The 20,873-nt window shown below is 64.2% G+C and carries 20 protein-coding genes, 2 tRNA genes and 1 pseudogene; 9 read left to right on the top strand and 14 right to left on the bottom strand.

The window, feature by feature from the left end:
• Positions 1-21 precede the first annotated feature (21 nt).
• Both BH93_RS10845 and BH93_RS10840 read right to left on the bottom strand, forming a co-directional pair.
• Complete coding sequence (locus tag BH93_RS10845; protein WP_037177248.1) at positions 22-1,911, bottom strand: sugar phosphate isomerase/epimerase and 4-hydroxyphenylpyruvate domain-containing protein; 1,890 nt, start codon at positions 1,909-1,911, stop codon at positions 22-24.
• Positions 1,908-2,807, bottom strand: a complete 900-nt coding sequence (locus tag BH93_RS10840; RefSeq protein ID WP_037177247.1) for a shikimate dehydrogenase — start codon at positions 2,805-2,807, stop codon at positions 1,908-1,910. Before BH93_RS10840 ends, BH93_RS10845 begins: the two co-directional genes overlap by 4 nt.
• A 110-nt stretch (positions 2,808-2,917) precedes the next feature.
• Here BH93_RS10840 and BH93_RS10835 point away from each other — a divergent pair, with 110 nt between their 5' ends.
• The 3 genes from BH93_RS10835 to BH93_RS10825 all read left to right on the top strand — a co-directional run bounded on the left by BH93_RS10835 (position 2,918) and on the right by BH93_RS10825 (position 5,935).
• Positions 2,918-3,595: a TetR/AcrR family transcriptional regulator gene (locus BH93_RS10835; RefSeq protein WP_032402382.1), complete on the top strand. Its 678-nt coding sequence runs from the start codon at positions 2,918-2,920 to the stop codon at positions 3,593-3,595.
• Between the two features lie 174 nt (positions 3,596-3,769).
• The gene (locus tag BH93_RS10830) at positions 3,770-5,131 is read left to right on the top strand and encodes an MFS transporter (RefSeq protein ID WP_052065833.1); all 1,362 of its coding nucleotides are present in this window, start codon (positions 3,770-3,772) and stop codon (positions 5,129-5,131) included.
• 6 nt (positions 5,132-5,137) lie between these two features.
• Positions 5,138-5,935, top strand: a complete 798-nt coding sequence (locus BH93_RS10825; protein ID WP_165712689.1) for an N-acyl homoserine lactonase family protein — start codon at positions 5,138-5,140, stop codon at positions 5,933-5,935.
• A gap of 68 nt (positions 5,936-6,003) precedes the next feature.
• On the opposite strand, the gene clpX is transcribed toward BH93_RS10825, so the two are convergent.
• The 5 genes from clpX to BH93_RS10800 all read right to left on the bottom strand — a co-directional run bounded on the left by clpX (position 6,004) and on the right by BH93_RS10800 (position 10,566).
• A complete protein-coding gene (gene clpX, locus BH93_RS10820) occupies positions 6,004-7,284 on the bottom strand; it encodes an ATP-dependent Clp protease ATP-binding subunit ClpX (protein WP_032379220.1) in 1,281 nt (426 codons plus the stop codon).
• A gap of 294 nt (positions 7,285-7,578) precedes the next feature.
• A complete protein-coding gene (locus BH93_RS10815; RefSeq protein ID WP_008715342.1) occupies positions 7,579-8,220 on the bottom strand; it encodes an ATP-dependent Clp protease proteolytic subunit in 642 nt (213 codons plus the stop codon).
• A 46-nt stretch (positions 8,221-8,266) separates the two neighbouring features.
• A complete protein-coding gene (locus tag BH93_RS10810) occupies positions 8,267-8,854 on the bottom strand; it encodes an ATP-dependent Clp protease proteolytic subunit (RefSeq protein ID WP_230592414.1) in 588 nt (195 codons plus the stop codon).
• A gap of 145 nt (positions 8,855-8,999) precedes the next feature.
• Positions 9,000-10,379, bottom strand: coding sequence for a trigger factor (gene tig, locus BH93_RS10805; RefSeq protein ID WP_032379222.1), 1,380 nt, complete (start codon positions 10,377-10,379; stop codon positions 9,000-9,002).
• A 113-nt stretch (positions 10,380-10,492) separates the two neighbouring features.
• Positions 10,493-10,566 (bottom strand) — tRNA-Pro (locus BH93_RS10800).
• A gap of 170 nt (positions 10,567-10,736) precedes the next feature.
• On the opposite strand from BH93_RS10800, the gene BH93_RS10795 reads away from it, so the two are divergent.
• Together BH93_RS10795 and BH93_RS10790 are read left to right on the top strand one after the other, a co-directional pair.
• Positions 10,737-10,810, top strand: a tRNA-Gly gene (locus BH93_RS10795).
• 110 nt (positions 10,811-10,920) lie between these two features.
• Positions 10,921-11,711 (top strand): annotated as a pseudogene (locus BH93_RS10790) (DUF1542 domain-containing protein).
• On the opposite strand, the gene BH93_RS10785 reads toward BH93_RS10790, so the two are convergent.
• Both BH93_RS10785 and BH93_RS10780 read right to left on the bottom strand, forming a co-directional pair.
• Complete coding sequence (locus BH93_RS10785) at positions 11,708-12,502, bottom strand: Fpg/Nei family DNA glycosylase (RefSeq protein WP_037177246.1); 795 nt, start codon at positions 12,500-12,502, stop codon at positions 11,708-11,710. The pseudogene BH93_RS10790 and the gene BH93_RS10785 overlap by 4 nt on opposite strands.
• A complete protein-coding gene (locus BH93_RS10780) occupies positions 12,503-12,982 on the bottom strand; it encodes a ribose-5-phosphate isomerase (RefSeq protein ID WP_037177244.1) in 480 nt (159 codons plus the stop codon). It abuts the gene before it with no gap.
• Positions 12,983-12,998: 16 nt separating this feature from the next.
• Here BH93_RS10780 and BH93_RS10775 point away from each other — a divergent pair, with 16 nt between their 5' ends.
• Entirely contained in the window at positions 12,999-13,661 is a 663-nt protein-coding gene (locus tag BH93_RS10775; RefSeq protein WP_080739264.1) for a DUF429 domain-containing protein, read from the top strand.
• Between the two features lie 62 nt (positions 13,662-13,723).
• Here BH93_RS10775 and BH93_RS10770 read toward each other — a convergent pair whose 3' ends face one another.
• Positions 13,724-14,341, bottom strand: coding sequence for a mycothiol-dependent nitroreductase Rv2466c family protein (locus tag BH93_RS10770; protein ID WP_032379226.1), 618 nt, complete (start codon positions 14,339-14,341; stop codon positions 13,724-13,726).
• A 157-nt stretch (positions 14,342-14,498) separates the two neighbouring features.
• On the opposite strand from BH93_RS10770, the gene pepN reads away from it, so the two are divergent.
• On the top strand, positions 14,499-17,072 hold the full coding sequence (gene pepN / locus BH93_RS10765) for an aminopeptidase N (RefSeq protein WP_037177242.1): 2,574 nt from the start codon (positions 14,499-14,501) through the stop codon (positions 17,070-17,072).
• 90 nt (positions 17,073-17,162) lie between these two features.
• Here the strand turns inward: pepN and BH93_RS10760 are convergent, their stop codons facing one another.
• From BH93_RS10760 to BH93_RS10750, 3 genes are all read right to left on the bottom strand, one after another.
• Positions 17,163-17,639 (bottom strand): DUF5130 family protein, encoded by a 477-nt coding sequence (locus BH93_RS10760; protein WP_037177240.1) that lies wholly within the window; start codon positions 17,637-17,639, stop codon positions 17,163-17,165.
• On the bottom strand, positions 17,626-17,877 hold the full coding sequence (gene ctaJ / locus BH93_RS10755; RefSeq protein WP_032379229.1) for an aa3-type cytochrome oxidase subunit CtaJ: 252 nt from the start codon (positions 17,875-17,877) through the stop codon (positions 17,626-17,628). Before ctaJ ends, BH93_RS10760 begins: the two co-directional genes overlap by 14 nt.
• Before the next feature lie 82 nt (positions 17,878-17,959).
• Positions 17,960-18,622, bottom strand: coding sequence for an HNH endonuclease (locus BH93_RS10750; protein ID WP_170944789.1), 663 nt, complete (start codon positions 18,620-18,622; stop codon positions 17,960-17,962).
• Positions 18,623-18,853: 231 nt separating this feature from the next.
• Here BH93_RS10750 and BH93_RS10745 point away from each other — a divergent pair, with 231 nt between their 5' ends.
• Together BH93_RS10745 and BH93_RS10740 are read left to right on the top strand one after the other, a co-directional pair.
• Entirely contained in the window at positions 18,854-19,813 is a 960-nt protein-coding gene (locus tag BH93_RS10745) for a mechanosensitive ion channel family protein (protein WP_155291137.1), read from the top strand.
• 65 nt (positions 19,814-19,878) lie between these two features.
• The gene (locus BH93_RS10740; protein ID WP_032379231.1) at positions 19,879-20,274 is read left to right on the top strand and encodes a globin; all 396 of its coding nucleotides are present in this window, start codon (positions 19,879-19,881) and stop codon (positions 20,272-20,274) included.
• 12 nt (positions 20,275-20,286) lie between these two features.
• On the opposite strand, the gene BH93_RS10735 is transcribed toward BH93_RS10740, so the two are convergent.
• Entirely contained in the window at positions 20,287-20,751 is a 465-nt protein-coding gene (locus tag BH93_RS10735; RefSeq protein ID WP_032379232.1) for a cupin domain-containing protein, read from the bottom strand.
• Positions 20,752-20,873: the final 122 nt, after the last annotated feature.

Here is a 20,873-nt window from a genome sequence, read left to right as displayed (position 1 = left end):
GCGGCCGGCTGCCTGCGGGCGTCACTCCTGCAGCTGAGCCGCCAGTCGCACCGCGGAGTTGGTCTCCCCGTAGCCCTCGTAGCCACCCGTTCGCTGGACCACCTCGAAGAACAGATCGTCGCCTACGGTTCCGGTGAAGAAGTGGAAGAACTCCCCGCCGGACGCGTCCGCGTCGTACAGAATTCCCAGGCGTTGCATCGCGTCCAAGGTGTCGGATCCGAGTTCGAATCGCGCGTCGAGATCGCGGTAGTAGTTGGGAGAGATACGCAACGGGGTGAGGCCGCGGTCGACCATCGCCGACGCCGCAGCGTAGATGTCCTCGCATCCGAACGCCACGTGTCCGACGCCTCCGCGGCGGGCGGCGGGCAGCGGGTCCGAGTCGGACGGACGGCCGGGAACCATGTTGAGCGAGAGCCGAATCGTGCCGCCTGCGGTGTCCAGCGTGAGGGCCTGGCTCCGCACCAGGCCGATCGCGTCGACGACGTCCTGCCCGTCGCGGGGCACCATGCCGAACACGGAACGCAGCAAGAGCATCACGCCGTCCCAGCTCTCGGCGGGTACGGCCAGAGCGATGTGGTCGACGTGGGAGACACAGGCGTCATGGCGTTCCATCACCCGAGGTGCCAGGTCGAACGCCGACTGCCAGGCACCCGCACTGTCTCGGGTGCGCAGGTCGAGCGAGGTTGCGCCGGTCACCGCAAGGCGCACCACCGCGTCGGTCGCGTCAGCAACACCCGGCATGGTGACGGTGGATGCGGTGACGCCGAGAGCGCGGGCCCGAGTGAGCCACAGATCGGGGCGCTCACTACGGACGCCGATCTGAGCCAACGCGGGCAGGTGGGCCGGGACGCCGGGCGCAGTCCACAAAGTGTCCACGGTCGTGTCGACCGCCACCGCCAGTGGCCCCTGGGTGAACAACGACAGTCCGTGTTCGCTGTGCGCGGCCGTCAGGTCGAAACCCAACTGGCGCAGAACGGTCCCCAGCTGCGCTGCCTTCGCCGGCCCCGCCGCTATCCGCAGGGATACGACGTTCTCGATCGGACCGGGCGGCGGAGGCGAGAAGAGATCTGTTTCTGCAGAGGGTGTTTCGATGCCGCGCACCTGCTCCTGCAGGTACAGCAGCGAGCGATGGGCGTCGGATGCCGTCCGCCCGGTGTCGGAGTGCCGGAAGACGTCGTTGAAGATCTCGAGCGACCATGGTCCGGTATAGCCGGAGGCCACCACGTCCGCTCCGAAGCGAGCAAGATCGAAGTTGCCCTGCCCGGGGAAACACCGATGGTGGCGGCTCCATTGCAACACGTCCATCACCAGGTGAGGTGCGTCGGCCAGTTGGAGGAAGAAGATCTTCTCGCCCGGTATGTCGCGAATTCCCGCGGGATCGTCACCGCGGGAGAGAATGTGGAAACTGTCCAGGCAGGTGCCGAGTGCCGGATGGTCGACCTGTCGAACGATGTCCCAGGCATGACCGTAGGTATCGACGTGGGTGCCCCAGGCCAGCGCCTCGTACGCCAATCGCATTCCGCGCCGGTGCGCACGCTCGGCCAGAATCGCCATCTGTTCGATCAGCAGGTCGTCCTCGCGCACGGCCCCGGCCAGCGGCGAGGAACACACCAGCAGTAGATCGCATCCCAATTGCTCCATCACGTCGAACTTGCGCTCGATGCGAACGAGGTTGCGGGCGAACTGATCCGGGTCTGCCGAGTCTGCGTCCCGAAACGGTTGATAGAGATCGAGAGTCAGGCCGAGATCGGCGGCCTTCTTCGCGATGTCCTCGGGGAGGTCGGGCGAGCTGATGAGATCCGGCTCGAACACCTCGAAGCCGTCGAACCCGGCATCGGCGATGGCGCGCATCTTCTCGTCGAGCGATCCGCTGAGCGAGACCGTGGCGACGGACGTCGCGACGGCGCTCATGCGAGCGCTCCGGCTACCGCAGTGGCAGCGAGGCGATCCTCCAGCTCGATCAACGAGCTCATGTGGGCGATCATGCGGTCCGCATCGGCGGTGCGGCCGGTGAAGATCTCGAATGCATCGGCGGCCTGGAATACGGCCATCCCGGTTCCGCTGAGCGTTCGACAACCGACTCTCGCTGCGGCCGAGAGCAACTCGGTCTCCGCCGGACGATAGACCACCTCGGCCACCCACATGCGCGGATCCAAGAGGTGCTCGGGCACGGCCGATCCCGGGTGCTCCACCATTCCGATCGGAGTCGCGTGCACCAGCCCGGTCGCGGTTTCGAGGACGCCGCCGAGCCGATCGAGGCCGGCCGAGAGAATCTCGACATCGGGGAACATCGCCGCAAGGGAATCTCGAAGTTGCTGCGCTCGAACAGGATCGGCGTCCACCAAGGTGAGTGTGGCTGCGCCGCGGCGCGCCATGGCGTACGCGACGGCTGCGCCTGCTCCCCCTGCACCGAGTTGGACCACATCGGCGAGGTCGGCACCGGGCAACCCGCGGCCGAAGTTGCGATCGAATCCGGACCAGTCGGTGTTGTGCCCGACGGCTCGGCCGTCCGCGAACACCACCGTGTTGACGGCCCCGAGTCGGGCCGCGTCGTCGGAGAGCTCGTCGAGGCAACCGATGACGCGTTGTTTGCACGGGTGAGTGATGTTCAGTCCACGAAATCCGAGGTCGGCGGCCGTCGCTACCAGGCGGGGCAGATCCTCGACAGTCAGCCCACGTCGGTCGAGATCGATGATGCGGTAGAGATAGTTCAGCCCCTGCTCGACACCTTCCTTCTCGTGCATGGCGGGCGTGAGCGACTTGCCGATACCCGTCCCGATCAGTCCACAGAGCACGGATTCCGGCATCTCGATCTCCTAGCAATTTAATGTACTAATTGGTGAGTTAGATCGACGGTACTACGCCGTCGCCCCGCGCCCAACCTTTTCCGCACAATCGACGGCGATAGAGTTGATCCATGCCTCCGCGCGCAACCGCCTCGTCCGACGACAGCAGCGGACCGGCCGTCAAACGTCGCCGCAACAGCGACCTGACCCGGCACAACATCCTCGAGGTAGCTACCGAAGAGTTCGCGGACAAGGGGTTCGCCGGTGCCCGCATCGACGAGATCGCCGAGCGGACGCACACGACGAAACGAATGTTGTACTACTACTTCACCGACAAGGAAGGCCTGTACAAGGCCGTTCTGGAACGGTCCTACCTGCGCATTCGCGAGCGAGAACGAGCCGTGGACGTCGAAGGACTCGGACCGGTCGAGGCCATTCGCGCCATCGCGTCCCTCACCTTCGATCACCACGAACAAAATCCCGATTTCATCCGATTGGTGTCCACCGAGAACATCCTGCGCGGCGAGCACATCGGCACCTCGGAGGCACTGAGCAATCTCGGCAACCCCGCGGCCGAGCTGTTGGCCAGCATTCTCGAGCGCGGTCAGGCCGACGGGCTGTTTCGTACCGACGTCGACGCGTTGGACATCCACATGGCCATCAGCAGTTTCTGTGTGTTCCGGCTGTCCAATCGCTACACATTCGAGGCCCTGTTCGGTCGCGACCTCACCGACCCGGCACACCGAGAACGACTGCGCTCCATGCTCGGCGACATGATCATCGCGTTTCTCACCAAACCGGCCCCCTGACGGGCTCGCCGAGTCCTTCGAATCTCATCCGGGGTTGACACGTGGCATGGATCACGTTCAGTATCTAGGAGCGCCTCGTTTTAACTATTTCGTACATTAGCGATCCGGTCGGCTGGATCGCAGTGTCGAAGGGCACCTCAGCTCCCCCCGTCACACGAAGAGAGACGAACGACGATGGATCCCGTTACAGCCGGACCGACCCCCACACCCCTTCGACCGGGTGCGAACCCGCGCAAAGCCGCCACCGCAGCATGGGTGGGCAGCGCGCTCGAGTACTACGACTTCTTCATCTACGGCACGGCGGCAGCCCTGGTATTCGGCCGTGTGTTCTTCCCCGGATCGAATCCCGCCACCGGCACACTGTTGGCCCTGGCGACATTCGGCGTCGGCTACCTTGCGCGTCCGCTCGGAGCATTGGTGCTCGGACACATCGGTGATCGCTACGGCCGCAAGAAGGTCATGGTCGCCACCGTCCTGCTGATGGGTGTCGCGACCCTCGGGGTCGGTGTTCTCCCGTCCTACGAGTCCATCGGAATCGCTGCGCCGATCATCCTCGTTCTGCTTCGACTCGCGCAGGGATTCTCTGCCGGCGGTGAGCAGGCGGGCGCAAACTCGATGACACTCGAGCACGCCCCGGACAACCGCCGCGCGTTCTTCACCAGCTTCACGCTCAGCGGCACCCAGGGCGGTCAGATTCTCGCCACCGCCGTATTCCTCCCCGTCGCGATGCTTCCCGAAGAGCAGCTGCTCAGCTGGGGCTGGCGAATCCCGTTCTTCCTCAGCGCATTCGTCGTCGTCGCCGCGTTCCTCATCCGCCGTTCGCTCGACGAGACCCCGGTGTTCGAGGAAGAGGTTGCGTCCAACGAACCGCAGCGCCTGCCCTTGGCCGAACTGCTGGCCGACCACTGGCGCGCAGTTCTTCGGGTCATGTTCGCCGCTGTCATCGCCTCGGTCAGCACCATCTTCACCGTCTACGCCCTGTCGTATGCCGTCAATACCGTTGGCCTCGAACGCACTCCGATGCTCTGGGTCGGCGTGCTCGCCAACGTCGTCGCACTGTTCTCGCTGCCCTTCTTCGGTTCGCTCTCCGACCGCGTCGGCCGCAAGCCGGTGTTCCTGTTCGGATCGATCGGCTGCGCCATCCTCATGTTCGGTTACCTCTGGTCCATCTCGATCGGTAGCTACGCGCTGATCTTCGTCTTCGGCATCGTGATGTTCGGATTCGTCCACAGTGCCACCGGCGGAGTCTGGCCCTCGTTCTACGGCGAGATGTTCCCGGCTCGGGTGCGTCTGACCGGCACCGCCCTCGGTACCCAGATCGGCTTCGCCATCGCCGGATTCGCACCCACCATCGCCGGAGCGATCGCCGGTGCCGAGATCGGTGCCTGGCTACCGGTCGCCATCGTCACCGCCGTCTTCTGCGCGATCAACGTCGCCATCGTCTCCACCTCCAAAGAAACGTTCCGCACGCCCACCGACGAGCTCGGCACGAAGCCTCGTACCGTCGATGCAACCGCCACCGCGAACTCGCAGTGACCGTCGATGATCAATGCAGAACGTCCGGATACCCCGGGGCAGTGGCGAGTGTTCGCCGTGCAGTATGCAACTCGAACTGCACTGCGCAGCACACACTTCCACTATCCCGATAACCGTGGCGGCGAGCCACACCCCACTGCCTACTACGTGTGGCTCGCCCTCTCGCAGACCGACACCGTTCTGATCGACGCCGGGCTCGCCCCCTCCACCGCCGAAGGAATGCAGGGACTGGACTACTTCGGCTCCCCGCTCCAGATCATCGGCGGTCTGGGTATCGCGCCCGGCGACATCGATCTCTGTGTGTTGACGCACCTGCACTACGACCACACCGGGGTCGTGGCAGATCTACCCCGAGCCCGCTACGTCGTACAGCGGCGCGAGCTCGAGTACTGGAACGGTCCGTGGGCAACGCGCATCGAACAGGAGCGATGGTTGCATTCCAGACCGGACATCGATCACGTGGCCGCGAGCACGCGACTCGACCTCGTCGACGGAGATCGTGAACTGCTGGACGGTCTGTCGGTGCACTCCGTCGGCGGCCATACCGCCGGCATGCAGGTTGTCCGAGTACGCACAGCGCGGGGAAACATCGTGCTGGCGTCGGACGCGAGCCACTTCTACGAGAACATCGAGTCCGACAACCTGTTCGCGATCCTGCATTACCTCCCGGACATGTTCGGAGCCTTCGACCGAATCCAGGAACTGGCCGACGGTCCCGATCACATCGTGCCCGGTCACGACCCGCTGGTGTCCGAACGATTCAGGGCAGTCGATCGACAGCCCCACGTGGTGAGCCTCGGCTGACCTTCCGAACGACGAAAGAGCCCCGATCATCTCGATGATCGGGGCTCTTTCGTCGAATCGGCGACTGGTCAGGCCGACTTGTCGCGGCGTTCCGGCCGCTCGGGCTTACGCGGCACGATGGTCGGCAGCACGTTGTCGTTGACCGTTTCTGCAGTGACGACAACCTTCTCCACGTCATCGCGGCTGGGGATGTCGTACATCACCGGCAACAGCACTTCTTCCATGATCGCGCGAAGTCCACGAGCACCGGTACCACGGAGAATTGCCTGATCGGCAATTGCGTCCAAGGCCTCGGCAGTGAACTCGAGCTCCACACCGTCCATGTCGAACAGACGACGGTACTGCTTGACGAGCGCGTTCTTCGGCTCGGACAGAATCGTGACGAGCGATTCCTTGTCCAGGTTCGTGACCGACGCGATCATCGGCAGCCGGCCGATGAACTCGGGGATCAGGCCGAACTTGATCAGATCCTCCGGCATGACCTCGGCGAAGTGATCCTGGGTGTCGATCTCGGCCTTCGAGCGAACCTCGGCCCCGAAGCCCAGACCACGCTTGCCGACGCGATCGGACACGATCTTCTCGAGACCTGCGAAGGCACCGGCGACGATGAAGAGCACGTTGGTCGTGTCGATCTGGATGAACTCCTGATGCGGATGCTTACGACCGCCCTGCGGCGGCACGCTGGCCTGAGTTCCTTCCAGAATCTTCAGCAATGCCTGCTGGACGCCTTCACCGGAGACATCTCGCGTGATCGACGGGTTCTCGCTCTTGCGGGCGATCTTGTCGACCTCGTCGATGTAGATGATGCCGGTCTCGGCGCGCTTGACGTCGTAATCGGCGGCCTGGATCAGCTTGAGCAGGATGTTCTCGACGTCCTCGCCCACGTATCCGGCCTCGGTGAGCGCGGTGGCGTCGGCGATGGCGAACGGCACGTTGAGCATCTTGGCCAACGTTTGCGCGAGATACGTCTTTCCGCAGCCCGTCGGTCCGAGCATCAGAATGTTGGACTTCGCCAGTTCGACCGACTCGCCCCGCACATCACGGGCCTTGTCACCGGCCTGGATTCGCTTGTAGTGGTTGTAGACCGCAACGGCCAGCGTGCGCTTGGCAGCGTCCTGACCGATCACGTAATTCTCGAGAAAATCCTTGATCTCGGAGGGCTTGGGTAGGTCGTCGAGCTTGACTTCGCTCGATTCGGCCAACTCCTCCTCGATGATCTCGTTGCACAGGTCGATGCACTCATCGCAGATGTACACCCCTGGTCCAGCAATGAGCTTCTTGACCTGCTTCTGGCTCTTGCCGCAGAACGAGCACTTCAGCAGATCGCCACCGTCACCGATGCGTGCCATTCGGAGGTTCCTACTTCCTTGTCCGCGTACGCCCCACGCCGTCCGACTGTGCCGAGACACCGTGGGCTACTTCCCGGGCTTTCGTCGTGCCGATATCGACCGCCCGAGTTCTTGGGTGCGACGCTACCCGTGTTCGCCGAACATGGGCGGGTTGTTTCCGGTGATTCGCCACCCGATTTCGTCTGTTGCAGAAATCGGGCCGTCGATCGCGATCGCCGGGCGGAGTTTCTCACTCGCGCCCGGCGCCGGAACTCGAGCCGGACCGCTACGGCCCGACCGGTGGTACTCGCTGTGCTACTTCTGTGCGGAAAGCTTGCGGTACTCGAACACGGTGTCGATGATGCCGTAGTCCTTGGCCTGCTCCGCGGTGAGAATCTTGTCGCGATCGGTGTCCTTGCGGATGACGTCGGGATCCTTGCCGGTGTGGCGACCGAGAGTGGTCTCCATGAGACGACGCATGCGCTCGATCTCCGCAGCCTGGATCTCGAGGTCCGAGACCTGGCCCTGGATTCCACCGCTGGAAGGCTGGTGGATCAGCACCCGTGCGTTCGGCAGAGCCGCACGCTTGCCGGGCGTACCGGCGGCGAGCAGAACTGCCGCGGCAGAGGCGGCCTGGCCGAGGCAGACGGTCGCGACGTCGGCGCGGACGTACTGCATGGTGTCGTAGATCGCCATCAGCGATGTGAACGATCCGCCGGGCGAGTTGATGTACATGGTGATGTCTCGGTCGGGGTCGAGCCCCTCGAGCACCAACAGCTGCGCCATGACGTCGTTGGCCGACGCGTCGTCGACCTGCACGCCGAGGAAGATGATGCGCTCCTCGAACAGCTTGTTGTACGGGTTCGATTCCTTGACGCCGTAGCTGGAGTGCTCGACGAAGGACGGGAGGATGTACCGCGAGGACGGCAACTGGTTGGGATCGAACAGGTTTGTCATCGTTTCTCCAAGATGTGAGTGATCGAGGTCGCCGGTACAGGCCGATTTACTCGCCGATTCCGCCGGCCTGCTGCGCGCGGCTGACGACGTGATCCACGAACCCGTATTCCTTGGCGGCCTGGGCGGTGAACCACCGGTCGCGATCGGAGTCCTCGGTGATCTGCTCGACGGTCTGGCCGGTGTGCTGAGCGATGAGCTCGGCCATCTCACGCTTGGTGTGCGCGAACTGCTCGGCCATGATGGCGATGTCGGATGCGCTGCCGCCGATACCGGCCGAGGGCTGGTGCATCATGATGCGCGCGTGCGGCAGGGCGTACCGCTTGCCCTTGGCACCGGCCGAGAGCAGGAACTGACCCATCGAAGCGGCCAGACCCATGCCGTAGGTCGCGATGTCGCACTCGGCGAATTCCATGGTGTCGAAGATGGCCATGCCCGCGGTGACCGAGCCACCGGGCGAGTTGATGTACAGCGAAATGTCGCGAGTGGCATCCTCGGCGGAGAGCAACAGGATCTGGGCGCACAACTTGTTGGCGATGTCGTCGTCGACCTGGGTACCGAGGAAAATGATGCGGTTTTGAAGCAGACGCTCGTACACGGAGTCGCTGAGATTCAACCCTGCTGCGGCCGAAGTCATGACGGGACTCTGCTCGTGCGAAGCCGCCGGATTCTGAACAGTCACGGTACCTGCCTTTTCATAACAAATCGTTGGTTCCTGACACAGACACTAACGAAAGACGGCGGCTCCGGAGTCCCGGAACCGCCGTCGTTCGCTGTGAGCGTTACTTCTCTTGTTCGCCCTCGGAAGAATCAGCTGCTTCGACCTCGTCGGGAGCATCGGCGGGGCTGCCGAACAGCTCGGCCGTGTCGACGCTCGCGCCGTTGGTGTCGGTCACGGTGACGCGCTCGACGACCGAAGCGAGGGCCTTACCGCGCTTGACGTCGGCGAACACCGCACCGAGCTGGTTGGCCTGCTGCACCTGCTGGATGAACTGCTCGGGCGGCATGCCGTAGCGCTGCGCCTGGAAGATGATCCGCTCGGTGAGCTCTTCCTGCCCGACCTGCGTGTTCTCGGCCTCGGCGATCGCATCGAGAAGGAGCTGGGTACGCACCGACTTCTCGGCACCTTCCTTGACGTCCTTGTCGAATTCCTCGCGGCTCGAACCCTGCGATTCGAGCAGCTCGGCGAGTGCTTCCTCGTTGTGATCGAGGCCGTGGATGGCCTCGTGCACCTGAGAATCGACCTCGGCCTTGACGACGGCCTCGGGAGCCGGAATCTCGAGCGTCTCGAGCAACGTCTCGAGCACCTTGTCGCGGATCTGACCGGCCTGCTCGACCTTCGCGACTCGCTCGACGCGCGTCTTCAGGTCGGCGAGCAGCTCGTCGAAGGTGTCGAACTCGCTGGCGAGCTGGGCGAACTCGTCGTCGGCCTCGGGCAGCTCGCGCTCCTTGACGGACACGACCTTGACCGTGACGACAGCTTCCTTGCCTGCGTACTCGCCGGCGACCAGAGTCGAGGTGAACTCCTTCGACTCGTCCGCGGAAACGCCGATGATCGCATCGTCGAGTCCCTCGATGAGCTGGCCGGAGCCGACCTCGTGGGACAGTCCGCTCGCGGTTGCCTCTTCCACGTTCTCGCCGTCGACAGTGGCCGAGAGGTCGATCGAGACGAAGTCACCGGACTGAACCGGGCGATCGACGCCGGTCAGGGTGCCGAAACGCTGGCGCAGCGACTGCAGCTGCTCGTCGACGGCCTCGTCCTTGATCTCGAGCGGATCGACGACGACGCTGATGGTCGAGTAGTCCGGCAGCGCGATCTCGGGACGAACGTCGACCTCGGCGGTGAACGTGAGCTCCGTACCGTCTTCGATCTTGGTGATCTCGATCTCGGGCTGGCCGATGACCTTGACCTTTTCGTTCGTCACGGCCTCGGAGTAACGGGCGGGAAGAGCGTCGTTGACGACCTGCTCGAGCACCGCACCACGGCCGACGCGAGCTTCGAGCAACTTGGCCGGAGCCTTACCGGGACGGAATCCGGGGAGGCGGATCTGCTGAGCCAAAGCCTTGTACGCGCGGTCGAAATCAGGCTTGAGCTCCTCGAAGGGCACCTCAACGTTGATACGGACTCGCGTCGGGCTCAGCTGCTCGACGGTGCTCTTCACGGGACATGCTCCTTCTGGTAATTCTTGCTTGCTGGTGGTGCTTACGGTGCTGGCTTGCGGTCTTACCTCGCTCGCCGCGAAACACGGCGAACCGTGCCTGCGGCCCTCATTTGTCGGGGTGACAGGAATTGAACCTGCGACCCTCCGCTCCCAAAGCGGATGCGCTACCAAGCTGCGCCACACCCCGTCGTACCCACACCATTGAACAGCAACCGATAGTAGCCCCTCATCGGCGCCCCACCGATGCCGTTCGGGCGAACCCGGCGCGGCATGCCGGTTTGGAATCCGGCGACGGCTTTGGGTACAGTCTTGAAACGCAGGCGACGGAACTGGCGATCCCACGACTGTTGTTTGCACGCCGATGTAGCTCAATGGTAGAGCCCCTGTCTTCCAAACAGGCTACGCGAGTTCGATTCTCGTCATCGGCTCCATCGGAAAGCCCCGTACTTTCAGTGCGGGGCTTTTTCGTGTCCGCGTACCCTGAAACGGAGTCCGAATTGTCCGAACGAACCGGACATGCACCGTCGGCGGAAGGCCCGAAGTGGAGATAGTCCTGATCGTCCTCGTCATCGCCGCAGTGGCCCTGTTGGTGCTGCGAAGCAAGAAGAACTCGGCTGCGGCGGCCGAAACTGCGCTGGCCGACGCCAAGGCCGACGCCCGCCAGTCGATCGAACGCCTCGGCGGTCACAGGTCTACAACCTGATCGGCACCGACACACCGTCCAAGCAGGCCCTGGCCGACGCGTCCGAGCGCAATATCGCCGCCGGGTCGCAGATCGACCAGGCCACCACCCCCGAACAAGCCCGACTGGCCAAGCAGACGGCGCTGGAAGGGCTCTACTACATCCGCGCCGCGCGGTTGGCCATGGGCATGGATCCAGGCCCGGAGGTACAGGGCATCGACGGCCAGCAGCAGGCAGGACGAGTCACCGAGGAGCGCAAGGTCGACTTCGAGGGCCGCGAAATCGCAGCGTCACCCGATCCGTCGGACCGCACCCCGAACTACTACCCGGGCGGCCGCGTAGCAGGCCGTCCGGTCCCTGCGGGCTGGTACTCCGAGCCGTGGTGGCGGCCTGCGCTGGTCGCCGGCGCGTGGGGAATGGGTTCGATGTTCCTGTTCTCGGCGATGTTCTCCGGCATGGCGGGAGTGCCGGACGAGACGGCGGCGGGCGGAGACATGGGAGCCGACGGCTCGGGTGATGGTTCCGGCGGTGACGACTACAACGGGGACGGTTCCGGCGGCGACGACTACAGCGGAGGCGACACCGACTTCGGTGCCATGGACGGCGGCGGGGGCATGTTCGACGGTGGAGGCGACTTCGGCGGGTTCTAGGCTGCCTGACAGACGGGGCACCAGAACAGGTTTCGGGCCTGCATTGTCGAGTGCAGGATTTCGGTGCCGCACACGCGGCACGGAAGGCCTTCCCTGCGGTAGACGTACGAGCGTGGTCGGCGGGCACCGTAGGTGTCGCCGTGGTCGTCCTCGGGCCGGATGGTGATGATGCGACCGCGTCGAACACCGATCTTCATCAGCTCGACGAGGTCGAACCAGATCGCGTCCCACTCTGCTCGATCGAGATCCTTGCCGGGACGCATCGGATTGATCTCGTGCCGGAACAGGATCTCGGCGCGGTAGACATTTCCGACGCCGGCCAGCACCTTCTGATCCATCAGTAGTGTCCCGACCGCGGTGCGCGACTTGGAGATTCGCATCCAGGCCGCGTCCGGATCCGCATCCTTGCGGAGCGGGTCCGGCCCGAGCCGCGCCAGAAGGGCGTCGACCTGCTGTTCGGTGTAGATCTCACACGCGGTGGGGCCGCGCAGGTCGGCACCGTACTTCTCCCCCACCATGCGCAGACGTACTGCGCCCACCGGATCGTCCAGTGGCACTGCCTGTTCGGTGAACTTTCCGTACAGGCCCAGGTGAATGTGCACGATCAGATCGGTCTCGTAACGGTGCAGCAGATGCTTGCCCCAGGCCTCCGCACTTTCGAGCACGAGCCCGTCGATCAGCGCGGCACCGGAGGTGAACCGTCCCTGGGGACTGCTCGCCTCGACCGGTGCCCCGCCGAACCGTCGTTGATGCAGCCGAGCGAGTCGGTGCAGGGTGTGGCCTTCGGGCACCTACGCGGGCTTTCCCGGCACCTCGGGTGCCTCGCCACTGCGCTCGTACTCGGACAGGATGTCGATGCGGCGCTGGTGGCGCTCCTCGCCCGAGAACGGAGTGCCGAGAAACGCGTCGAGGATGGCGAGGGCTTCGGGCAACGTGTGCATACGGCCACCGATGCCGATGAGCTGAGCATCGTTGTGCTCGCGGGCCAGCTTTGCGGTCTCGACGCTCCATGCCAGTGCGCAGCGAGCGCCCGGCACCTTGTTCGCGGCGATCTGCTCGCCGTTTCCGGAGCCGCCGAGCACCAGTCCGCGGCTGCCCGGATCGGCGACGACGCGGCGTGCTGCGTCGATGCAGAAGGCCGGGTAGTCGTCGACGGGGTCGTAGTCGAAGGCACCGCAGTCGACGGGCTCGTGCCCGGTTGCCGTCAGGTGTTCGATGATCTGATTCTTGAACTCGAGGCCGGCGTGGTCGGCACCCAGGTATACGCGCATGCCTAGAGTCTGACAGGTGAACTCACGAGCCGAGAAATTCGCCGGTGTCGACGGCGCGAAGGGTGCGTGGGTGGTTGCAGTCTTCGACGGTTCGAGATTGGCGTGGACCGGCTGCTCCTCCGTGGCCGAGGTGTTGGAGCACACCCGAGACTGCTCGCGAGTGGGCGTCGACATGCCACTGTCTCTGCCGGTGGACGGCTATCGCATCAGCGAACTCGAGGCGAAGGCGTTTCTCGGCCGGGCGCGAAGCTCCATATTCCACACGCCCGTTGTCGACGTTCTCGACGCCTCGACGTACGAGCAGGCCTGCGCACTCTCGCGGAGCATCACCGGCAAAGCGATCAGTAAGCAGACGTGGCACATCCTGCCTGCTGTGCAGGCATGGCGTGAGGCGGGTTTCGATCCGGACATCTACGTCGAGGTACATCCCGAATGTTCTTTCCGGGCAATGTCACCGACGACGCCGTTCGCATCGAAGAAGAGCGGCCGCGGCGTCGGACAGCGGTTGGCTGCGCTGGGACGGTGGAGCGAGCATCTCGACCTGGGCGACCTCCCTGACGGGCCGGTCGTCGACGACTTTCTCGACGCCGCCGCAGCGGCGTGGTCGGCGAGGCGATTCCACGTCGGCGAGCACCGAACTTTCGGCACCGCCGACGCGTCGGATCGCATTGTTGCGTAGTCACCCCGCGCGTGAAAGTTCTTCTCCTGCTATGAATTTCCACGCGCGAGGTGCTCGCGCGATCAGTCGAACTGTGGATCCTCGTCCCGCGTGCGCTTGAGCTCGAAGAAGTGCGGGTACGACGCGAAGATCACCGACGCGTCCCACAGCTTGCCCGCCTCTTCGCCACGCGGGATTCGCGAGATCACCGGGCCGAAGAACGCGACTCCGTTGACGTGGATGGTCGGGGTGCCCACGTCCGGGCCCACCTTGTCCATTCCTGCGTGATGGCTGGTGCGCAGGTCCTCGTCGTAGTCGGTGCTCTCGGCTGCCTTGGCGAGATCGGCAGGCAGGTCCAGTTCAGCCAAGGACTCTCGGATGACGACGTCGAAATCCTTGTTGCCCTCGTTGTGGATTCGCGTACCCATGGCGCTGTACAGCGGCGAAAGGATCTCGTCACCCTTCAGCTTCGCGGCGGCGATCGCCACCCGAACCGGACCCCACGCCTTCTTCATCATCGTGGCGTATTCCTCGGGCAGATCGCGGCCCTCGTTGAGTACGGCCAGGCTCATCACATGGAAGTTCACGTCGATATCTCGCACCTGCTGCACCTCGAGAATCCAGCGCGAGGTTATCCAGCACCACGGGCACAGTGGGTCGAACCAAAAATCCGCAGTGTCTTTCTGTCCTGAACCGGCCACTGTCTACTCCTTGGAAGTCGAGGTCAACATCTCTTCTTGCGATAACAACCGCCCACCGCGCATACATTCCGCACTACCGGTCGGCCAGCGCGAGCCACTCGTGACGTGATGGGATGGACAGCACTACCCATAACTACACGAAGAGGTGTCGACTGAAGTGGTTGCTCCCAACCTGACGCGTGACCAAGCCTCCGAACGTTCGGCGATCATCGGGGAAACGAAGTACGCGATCGTTCTCGACCTCACCGACGGCGAAGGCAATCCGGGCGAGAAGACGTTCCGCTCGCTCACCACCATCACGTTCGCGGCCACCGCCGGATCGTCGACTTTCGTGGACATCATTGCGAGCACGATTCGCTCCGCGACGCTCAACGGCACCGCCCTCGACACTGCGAACTACGACGAGTCGACGGGTATTGCACTCGAGAATCTGGCCGAACACAACGAGCTCGTCATCGACGCGGACTGCATCTACTCGCACACCGGCGAGGGCCTGCACCGATTCGTCGACCCGTCCGACGGTTCGGTGTACCTGTACTCGCAGTTCGAGACCGCCGACGCCAAGCGCATGTTCGCCTGCTTCGATCAGCCCGATCTCAAGGCCACCTTCGACCTGAAGGTCACCGCTCCCGAGAGCTGGACCGTGATCTCCAACGCCGCGCACGGTGCCGAGCCTGCCGCGGGAGAGCACGTGTTCGACACGACCCCGCTGATGAGTACCTATCTCGTCGCACTGATCGCCGGTCCGTACGCGGAGTGGACCGATTCCTACACCGATGACCACGGCACCATTCCGCTCGGAATCTACTGCCGCGCAACGCTTGCGGAGCACATGGACGCGGAGCGCCTGTTCACCGAGACCAAGCAGGGCTTCGGTTTCTACCACGAGAACTTCGGCACCCCGTACGCCTTCGGCAAGTACGACCAGCTCTTCGTACCGGAGTTCAACGCCGGTGCGATGGAGAACGCCGGTGCCGTCACGTACCTCGAGGACTACGTCTTCCGGTCCAAGGTGACACGGGCCTCGTACGAGCGTCGCGCCGAGACGGTGCTGCACGAGATGGCGCACATGTGGTTCGGCGACCTGGTGACCATGACGTGGTGGGACGACCTGTGGCTCAACGAATCGTTCGCCACGTTCGCCTCGGTTCTCTGCCAGTCCGAGGCCACCGAGTACTCGAACGCATGGACCACGTTCGCGAACGTCGAGAAGGCATGGGCGTACCGCCAGGACCAGTTGCCCTCGACGCATCCCATCGCAGCGGACATCCCCGACCTGGCCGCGGTGGAGGTCAACTTCGACGGCATCACCTACGCCAAGGGCGCGAGTGTGCTCAAGCAGCTGGTGGCCTACGTGGGCAAGGAAGACTTCCTGGCCGGGCTGCGCGCCTACTTCGTCGACCACGCCTTCGCCAATGCCACCTTCTCGGATCTGCTTGCTGCCCTGGAGAAGTCGTCGGGTCGCGACCTGTCCGACTGGGGCACGCAGTGGCTGCGCACCACCGGCCTGAACACCCTGAGCCCGGACTTCGACGTCGATGCCGACGGTAAGTTCACACGCTTCGCGGTTCGGCAGAGCGGTGCCGCACCGGGTGCAGGCGAGCATCGAGTACACCGTATCGCCGTCGGCATCTACGACGACGTCGACGGCAAGCTCGTGCGCACCGACAGAGTGGAGCTCGATCTCGATGCAGCCGAATCGACGAATGTCGATGCGCTGGTCGGCGTCTCGCGAGGCAAGCTGGTGCTGGTCAACGACGACGACCTGACGTACTGCGCGGTGCGTCTGGACCCGGACTCGCTCGAGACGCTCCTGTCTCGGATCGGCGACATCGCCGAACCACTCCCCCGCACCCTCGCGTGGTCGGCAGCGTGGGAGATGACTCGATCGGCCGAGATGAAGGCCCGAGATTTTGTTGCCCTCGTCCAGCGAGGCATCGGCGGCGAGACCGAAGTGGGTGTGGTGCAGCGTCTTCTGCTGCAGGCGGAGACCGCCATCACCAGCTACGCCGACCCCGCCTGGGCGGCCGAGCACGGCTCCCCCGAGTTCGCCGACGCACTGCTGGAACTGGCACGCGGTGCCGAGGCGGGCTCGGATCACCAGCTGGCGTTCGTCAACGCCCTCACCGGTACCGAACTCCACGACCGCCACATCGACGTGCTGCGGGCCCTGCTCGACGGTGATGCAGACGGTCAGTCCCTGTCCGGCCTCGGCGTCGATACCGACCTGCGGTGGCGAATCGTCACGGCGCTGGCCGCGGCCGGCGCGATCGACTCCGACGGGCTCGATTCGCCGGTCATCGATGCAGAAGCGAGCGCGGACAACACCGCCGCCGGGGCAAGGTCGGCCGCGGCTGCGCGGGCCGCTCGACCGAGCGCCGAGGTAAAAGAGCAGGCCTGGACAACTGTCGTCGACGACGACTCGGTGCCGAACATCACGGCACGCTCGATCATCGGCGGCTTCGCGGGGCCCGGCCAGGGCGAGTTGCTCGAGCCCTACGTCGCCCGCTACTTCGATGCCATCGAGGGTGTCTGGTCCCGTCGATCCAGCGAGGTGGCGCAGACCGTCGTGATCGGGCTGTACCCCTCCTGGTCGATCAGTGAACAGTCACTCGCGGCCGCGGACGGGTTCTTGGAGGGCGAACTGCCTCCGGCACTCCGTCGCCTGGTGATCGAGGGACGGGCCGGCGTCGTCCGGGCTCTCGCAGCACGGGAGTTCGACGCGAGCTGACCGCTCCCGTACATACGACCAGGGCCGGTTGCCCCACCGCGAGGTGGAACAACCGGCCCTGGTCGTGAAAGCGCGCTCAGGTGGTGAAGGCTAGGGACTGAGGATGGACGCAGCCATCACCCGCACGGAGGCGACGAGACCGTCGATCAGGTTGCCGTCGCGGAACGGGCCGAGGGCGGCCGTCACACCCAACTGCGCGACGCGGTCGGTCGCTCGGTTCGATACTCGCTTACCGCTGCGAATCTCCAGGGCGTGCCGATTGGGGTCGACGGCGATCAGAATCGATCGAACAGCGTCGGGCGTGCCCGGAAACACCGATTCGACACCAGCGGACGGATCGTCTCCGAGATCACCGATGTAGATGTTGAACCGAATCTTGGTCTGCCGAGTCGCCTCGGTCAGCGCGTCGTCGAGGGCCACCAGTTCCTGCGTCGCAAAAGGCAGGTGCTCCGGATTGACCGTCCCGAACTCGTGAGCGGCCGAGACGCGACCACTCGCCGTCACAGCAGCCCCGAACGGCAGGTCTTCTTCCTTGATGTCGCTGCGGACGAGTTCACCACTTGCCACTTGCAGCACCTCCGATCGAGTCGGCTGCGTCGGCATCGTGCGATCCGTGGCCTCCGAAGGGAGTCACCTCGTCCGTTGCGCTCCACAGCAATGGCTCGCGTGTCCACTCGTCCGTCAGTCGGTAGGGAGGAACATCCATACCGGGCTGCTTGTCGGTCAGGTAGGACAACGCGCCGATGAGTCCGATCACCGCAACCGGAATCACCCCGAAAATCAGCGTGGTCTCAAAAATGCTCACAGGGTGTGACGTTAGTCGACAATTGCGCGTCGGACCACGTCGGGGCCGGTGTTGTGACCGAAATGGTCACACAGGTCGACCGTCAGGCCGCACCCTCGCCGAGATACGCCAGCCAACTGGGGTCCAACTCCTTCGTTGTCGCCAGCAGACGCCAGTGCGGACCCTTCGGAGGCACCAGCTGCGCGCGCAACGTCCACCCGATCTCACTGAGGAGTTTGTCGGCCTTGCGGTGATTGCACGACGCGCAACACGCGACGCAGTTCTCCCACGAGTGACCGCCTCCGCGGCTTCGCGGCACCACATGGTCGACAGTCTCGGCCTTGCTCCCGCAGTACGCGCACCGAAAGCGGTCGCGATGCATCAACGCGGCGCGTGTCATCGGCACACGGGCCCGATACGGAACGCGAACGAAGGTCCGCAACCTGATCACCGACGGCACCTGCACCGAGAACCCGGCCGATCGAATGAACGGTCCTTCCGGATCGTCGTGCACCACGTCGGCCTTCCCACAAACGAGAAGAACCACCGCCCGGCGCATCGGAAGCGCGGTCAGTGGTTCGAATGTGGCGTTGAGGAGCAGCACACGGCGCTTGACCCACGCCGGTACGGCGTCGTCGCCCGTGGCATCGTGGGCCGTCGGCACCACGCGCAGCGGAGAAGCCCCCGAGGCCGTCTCACGCTGGTCGTGCGCGCTGCGGCCCTCAGTGGGCGGGAGTTGTCGATGGCGGTGTTGAGAGTTCTTCATGCGTTACTCCAGAAGCAGTCGGCGCCCGCGCATGGCTTGCGTGGAACACGATTCACAGTGGAACACGAATGCACCGCCCGCGCACAGGCTTTTTCTCCGCATTTCCTGTTGCCGATCGGTGAACATTTCGCATCTTCGCGCTCGGCACGGCCGAACGATGCCGCCATGCGCTGCATGACTGGCGAGAATTCTGGGTCTCCGTAGACTTTTCGGGTGTCTGTATCAACCCTTCTGTCCGCATCACCCCTTTCCGAGCCGTCGCTTCGGCGGGAGCTCGACACCCGAGCCTTCGAGCTGACGGATACCGGACGCGACTGGCTGGTCGATCGGCCGCTGCAGGTTCTCGGTTATCTGGTCCTCGCAATCGTGCTGCGCCTGTGTCTGCACCGGATGATCAACCGTTTCACCGACAACAGCAGCGGAAAGTCGCCGATCCTGCTGCGACCGCTTCGCGACCGCTCGTCCGGCACCGTCAAGGGTGCAATCCTCAACGAGCGACGCAAACAACGGGCCAGCACGATCGGCTCGGTGCTCAAGTCGGCCGTCTCGGTCATGATTCTCACCTGGTTCGTGCTCTCGGTTCTCGACGTTGTGGGCGTCAACGTGGCACCGTTCATCGCGTCTGCGGGCATAGTCGGTGTCGCGCTCGGATTCGGTGCCCAGAACCTGGTGCGAGACTTCCTGTCCGGAATTTTCATGCTGCTCGAGGATCAGTACGGAGTAGGCGACGTCGTCGACCTCGGTGAGGCCACCGGCACCGTCGAGAGCGTGGGTCTGCGGGTCACCACGATCAGAGATATCAACGGCACGGTGTGGTACTGCCGCAACGGCGAGGTGCTGCGCGTGGGCAACATGAGCCAGGGCTTCGCGGTCGCCGTTCTCGATCTCCCCATCTCGCACACGGCGAACATCGAGCACGCCTGCGAGGTGGCCGAACGCACCACTGCGTCGTTGGTGAAGTCCGGTGACTTCGAGAACGACATCCTCGAACCGCCCGAGATGCTCGGAGTCAACGCGGTCAGCGCAGACACCGTCACCATCCGCATCACGATCAAAACGCGCCCCGGACGCCAGTGGGCCGTCCAGCGCCGCCTTCATCAGGACATCCTCGAGGCCTTCGTCGACGCCGACATCAAAGCGCCGTATGCATTGGGGCGTCCGGGTGGGGTCGCGGCCGACTCCGGCTCCTGAGGGACAATGAGCGGTGGACGCCGATCGAGAGCCTGCAGGAACGACGAGAAACAAGAGAGAGTGTGATGACCGAACCGCAGCAGACGTTCTACGACGCGGTCGGCGGTGCCGAGACGTTTCGGTTACTCACGGCGAAGTTCTACGAAGAAGTCGCCAAGGACGAGATCGTTCGCCCGCTGTATCCCGAGGAGGATCTCGGACCGGCCGAACGGCGGATGCGAATGTTCCTCGAACAGTACTGGGGTGGTCCGCGGACCTACTCGGACGAACGTGGCCATCCTCGATTGCGGATGCGGCACAACCCGTTTCGAATCGGGCCGATGGAACGAGATGCGTGGCTTCGATGCATGCACATCGCGATCGCGTCCATAGACCCGTCGGTGTTGGACGCTGCACACCGTGCGCAGCTCACCGATTACATGGACATGGCCGCGAATTCGATGGTGAACTCGGCTATCTGAGAAGACGGTTGGTCACAGCGACCCGACGCGCTTCGGATTCGCGCCCCTGGACGTTGCGCGCTTGCTCACTCTGCTCCGCAGGGCACCGGCAAGCTTGAGCGCGAAGCTCACCGGCCGGGGCAGGTGTTGGCGGAGGATGGCGTGCTTGCGCACGTAGTTCTCCACGTGCCATTCGGTCCAGGTGCCCGCACGAAAGAGCGCCGCGTCTCCGGCGACCAGGGTGCGCGGTGCGTGATCGTCGCTCGAGACGATCACCGAACCATCCATGATGTGCACGATCTCGTCGACCGCGAAGAACCAGCGGAAACGGCCGGCCGTGCAGTCCCAGACATTGGTGGTCGTTGTGCCGTCGATGCTCTTCGACCACTCGGCGACGCGTGCGTGCGGGTTCCCTTCGAGAATCCACGTCGGCTCGATGGGACTGTCGTCGAGCGCGATGTCTCCGAGCCGTACTGCTTCGATGGTCGACGTAGTCATGGCGTGGGTCGCGTCCTCACCGTCGGGCGCGGCTTGAAGCCGCTACTGGTTTCCGATGCAGAACATACAACACTTTCCAAAGCAACAGGCACGTGTCGGTCATGTGAATGAGCACAAAACTT

It is taken from the genome of Rhodococcoides fascians A25f (assembly GCF_000760935.2).
In the GTDB taxonomy this organism is placed as follows: domain Bacteria; phylum Actinomycetota; class Actinomycetes; order Mycobacteriales; family Mycobacteriaceae; genus Rhodococcoides.
This window is presented reverse-complemented; position numbering and strand designations above follow the sequence as displayed.

Coding starts and splice junctions, on each gene's coding strand:
- BH93_RS10845 (WP_037177248.1), bottom strand. CDS start 1,911: ATGAGCGCCGTCGCGACGTCCGTCGCCACGGTCTCGCTCAGCGGATCG.
- BH93_RS10840 (WP_037177247.1), bottom strand. CDS start 2,807: ATGCCGGAATCCGTGCTCTGTGGACTGATCGGGACGGGTATCGGCAAG.
- BH93_RS10835 (WP_032402382.1), top strand. CDS start 2,918: ATGCCTCCGCGCGCAACCGCCTCGTCCGACGACAGCAGCGGACCGGCC.
- BH93_RS10830 (WP_052065833.1), top strand. CDS start 3,770: ATGGATCCCGTTACAGCCGGACCGACCCCCACACCCCTTCGACCGGGT.
- BH93_RS10825 (WP_165712689.1), top strand. CDS start 5,138: ATGATCAATGCAGAACGTCCGGATACCCCGGGGCAGTGGCGAGTGTTC.
- clpX (WP_032379220.1), bottom strand. CDS start 7,284: ATGGCACGCATCGGTGACGGTGGCGATCTGCTGAAGTGCTCGTTCTGC.
- BH93_RS10815 (WP_008715342.1), bottom strand. CDS start 8,220: ATGACAAACCTGTTCGATCCCAACCAGTTGCCGTCCTCGCGGTACATC.
- BH93_RS10810 (WP_230592414.1), bottom strand. CDS start 8,854: ATGACTTCGGCCGCAGCAGGGTTGAATCTCAGCGACTCCGTGTACGAG.
- BH93_RS10780 (WP_037177244.1), bottom strand. CDS start 12,982: ATGCGCGTATACCTGGGTGCCGACCACGCCGGCCTCGAGTTCAAGAAT.
- BH93_RS10750 (WP_170944789.1), bottom strand. CDS start 18,622: ATGAAGAACTCTCAACACCGCCATCGACAACTCCCGCCCACTGAGGGC.
- BH93_RS10740 (WP_032379231.1), top strand. CDS start 19,879: ATGACCGAACCGCAGCAGACGTTCTACGACGCGGTCGGCGGTGCCGAG.
- BH93_RS10735 (WP_032379232.1), bottom strand. CDS start 20,751: ATGACTACGTCGACCATCGAAGCAGTACGGCTCGGAGACATCGCGCTC.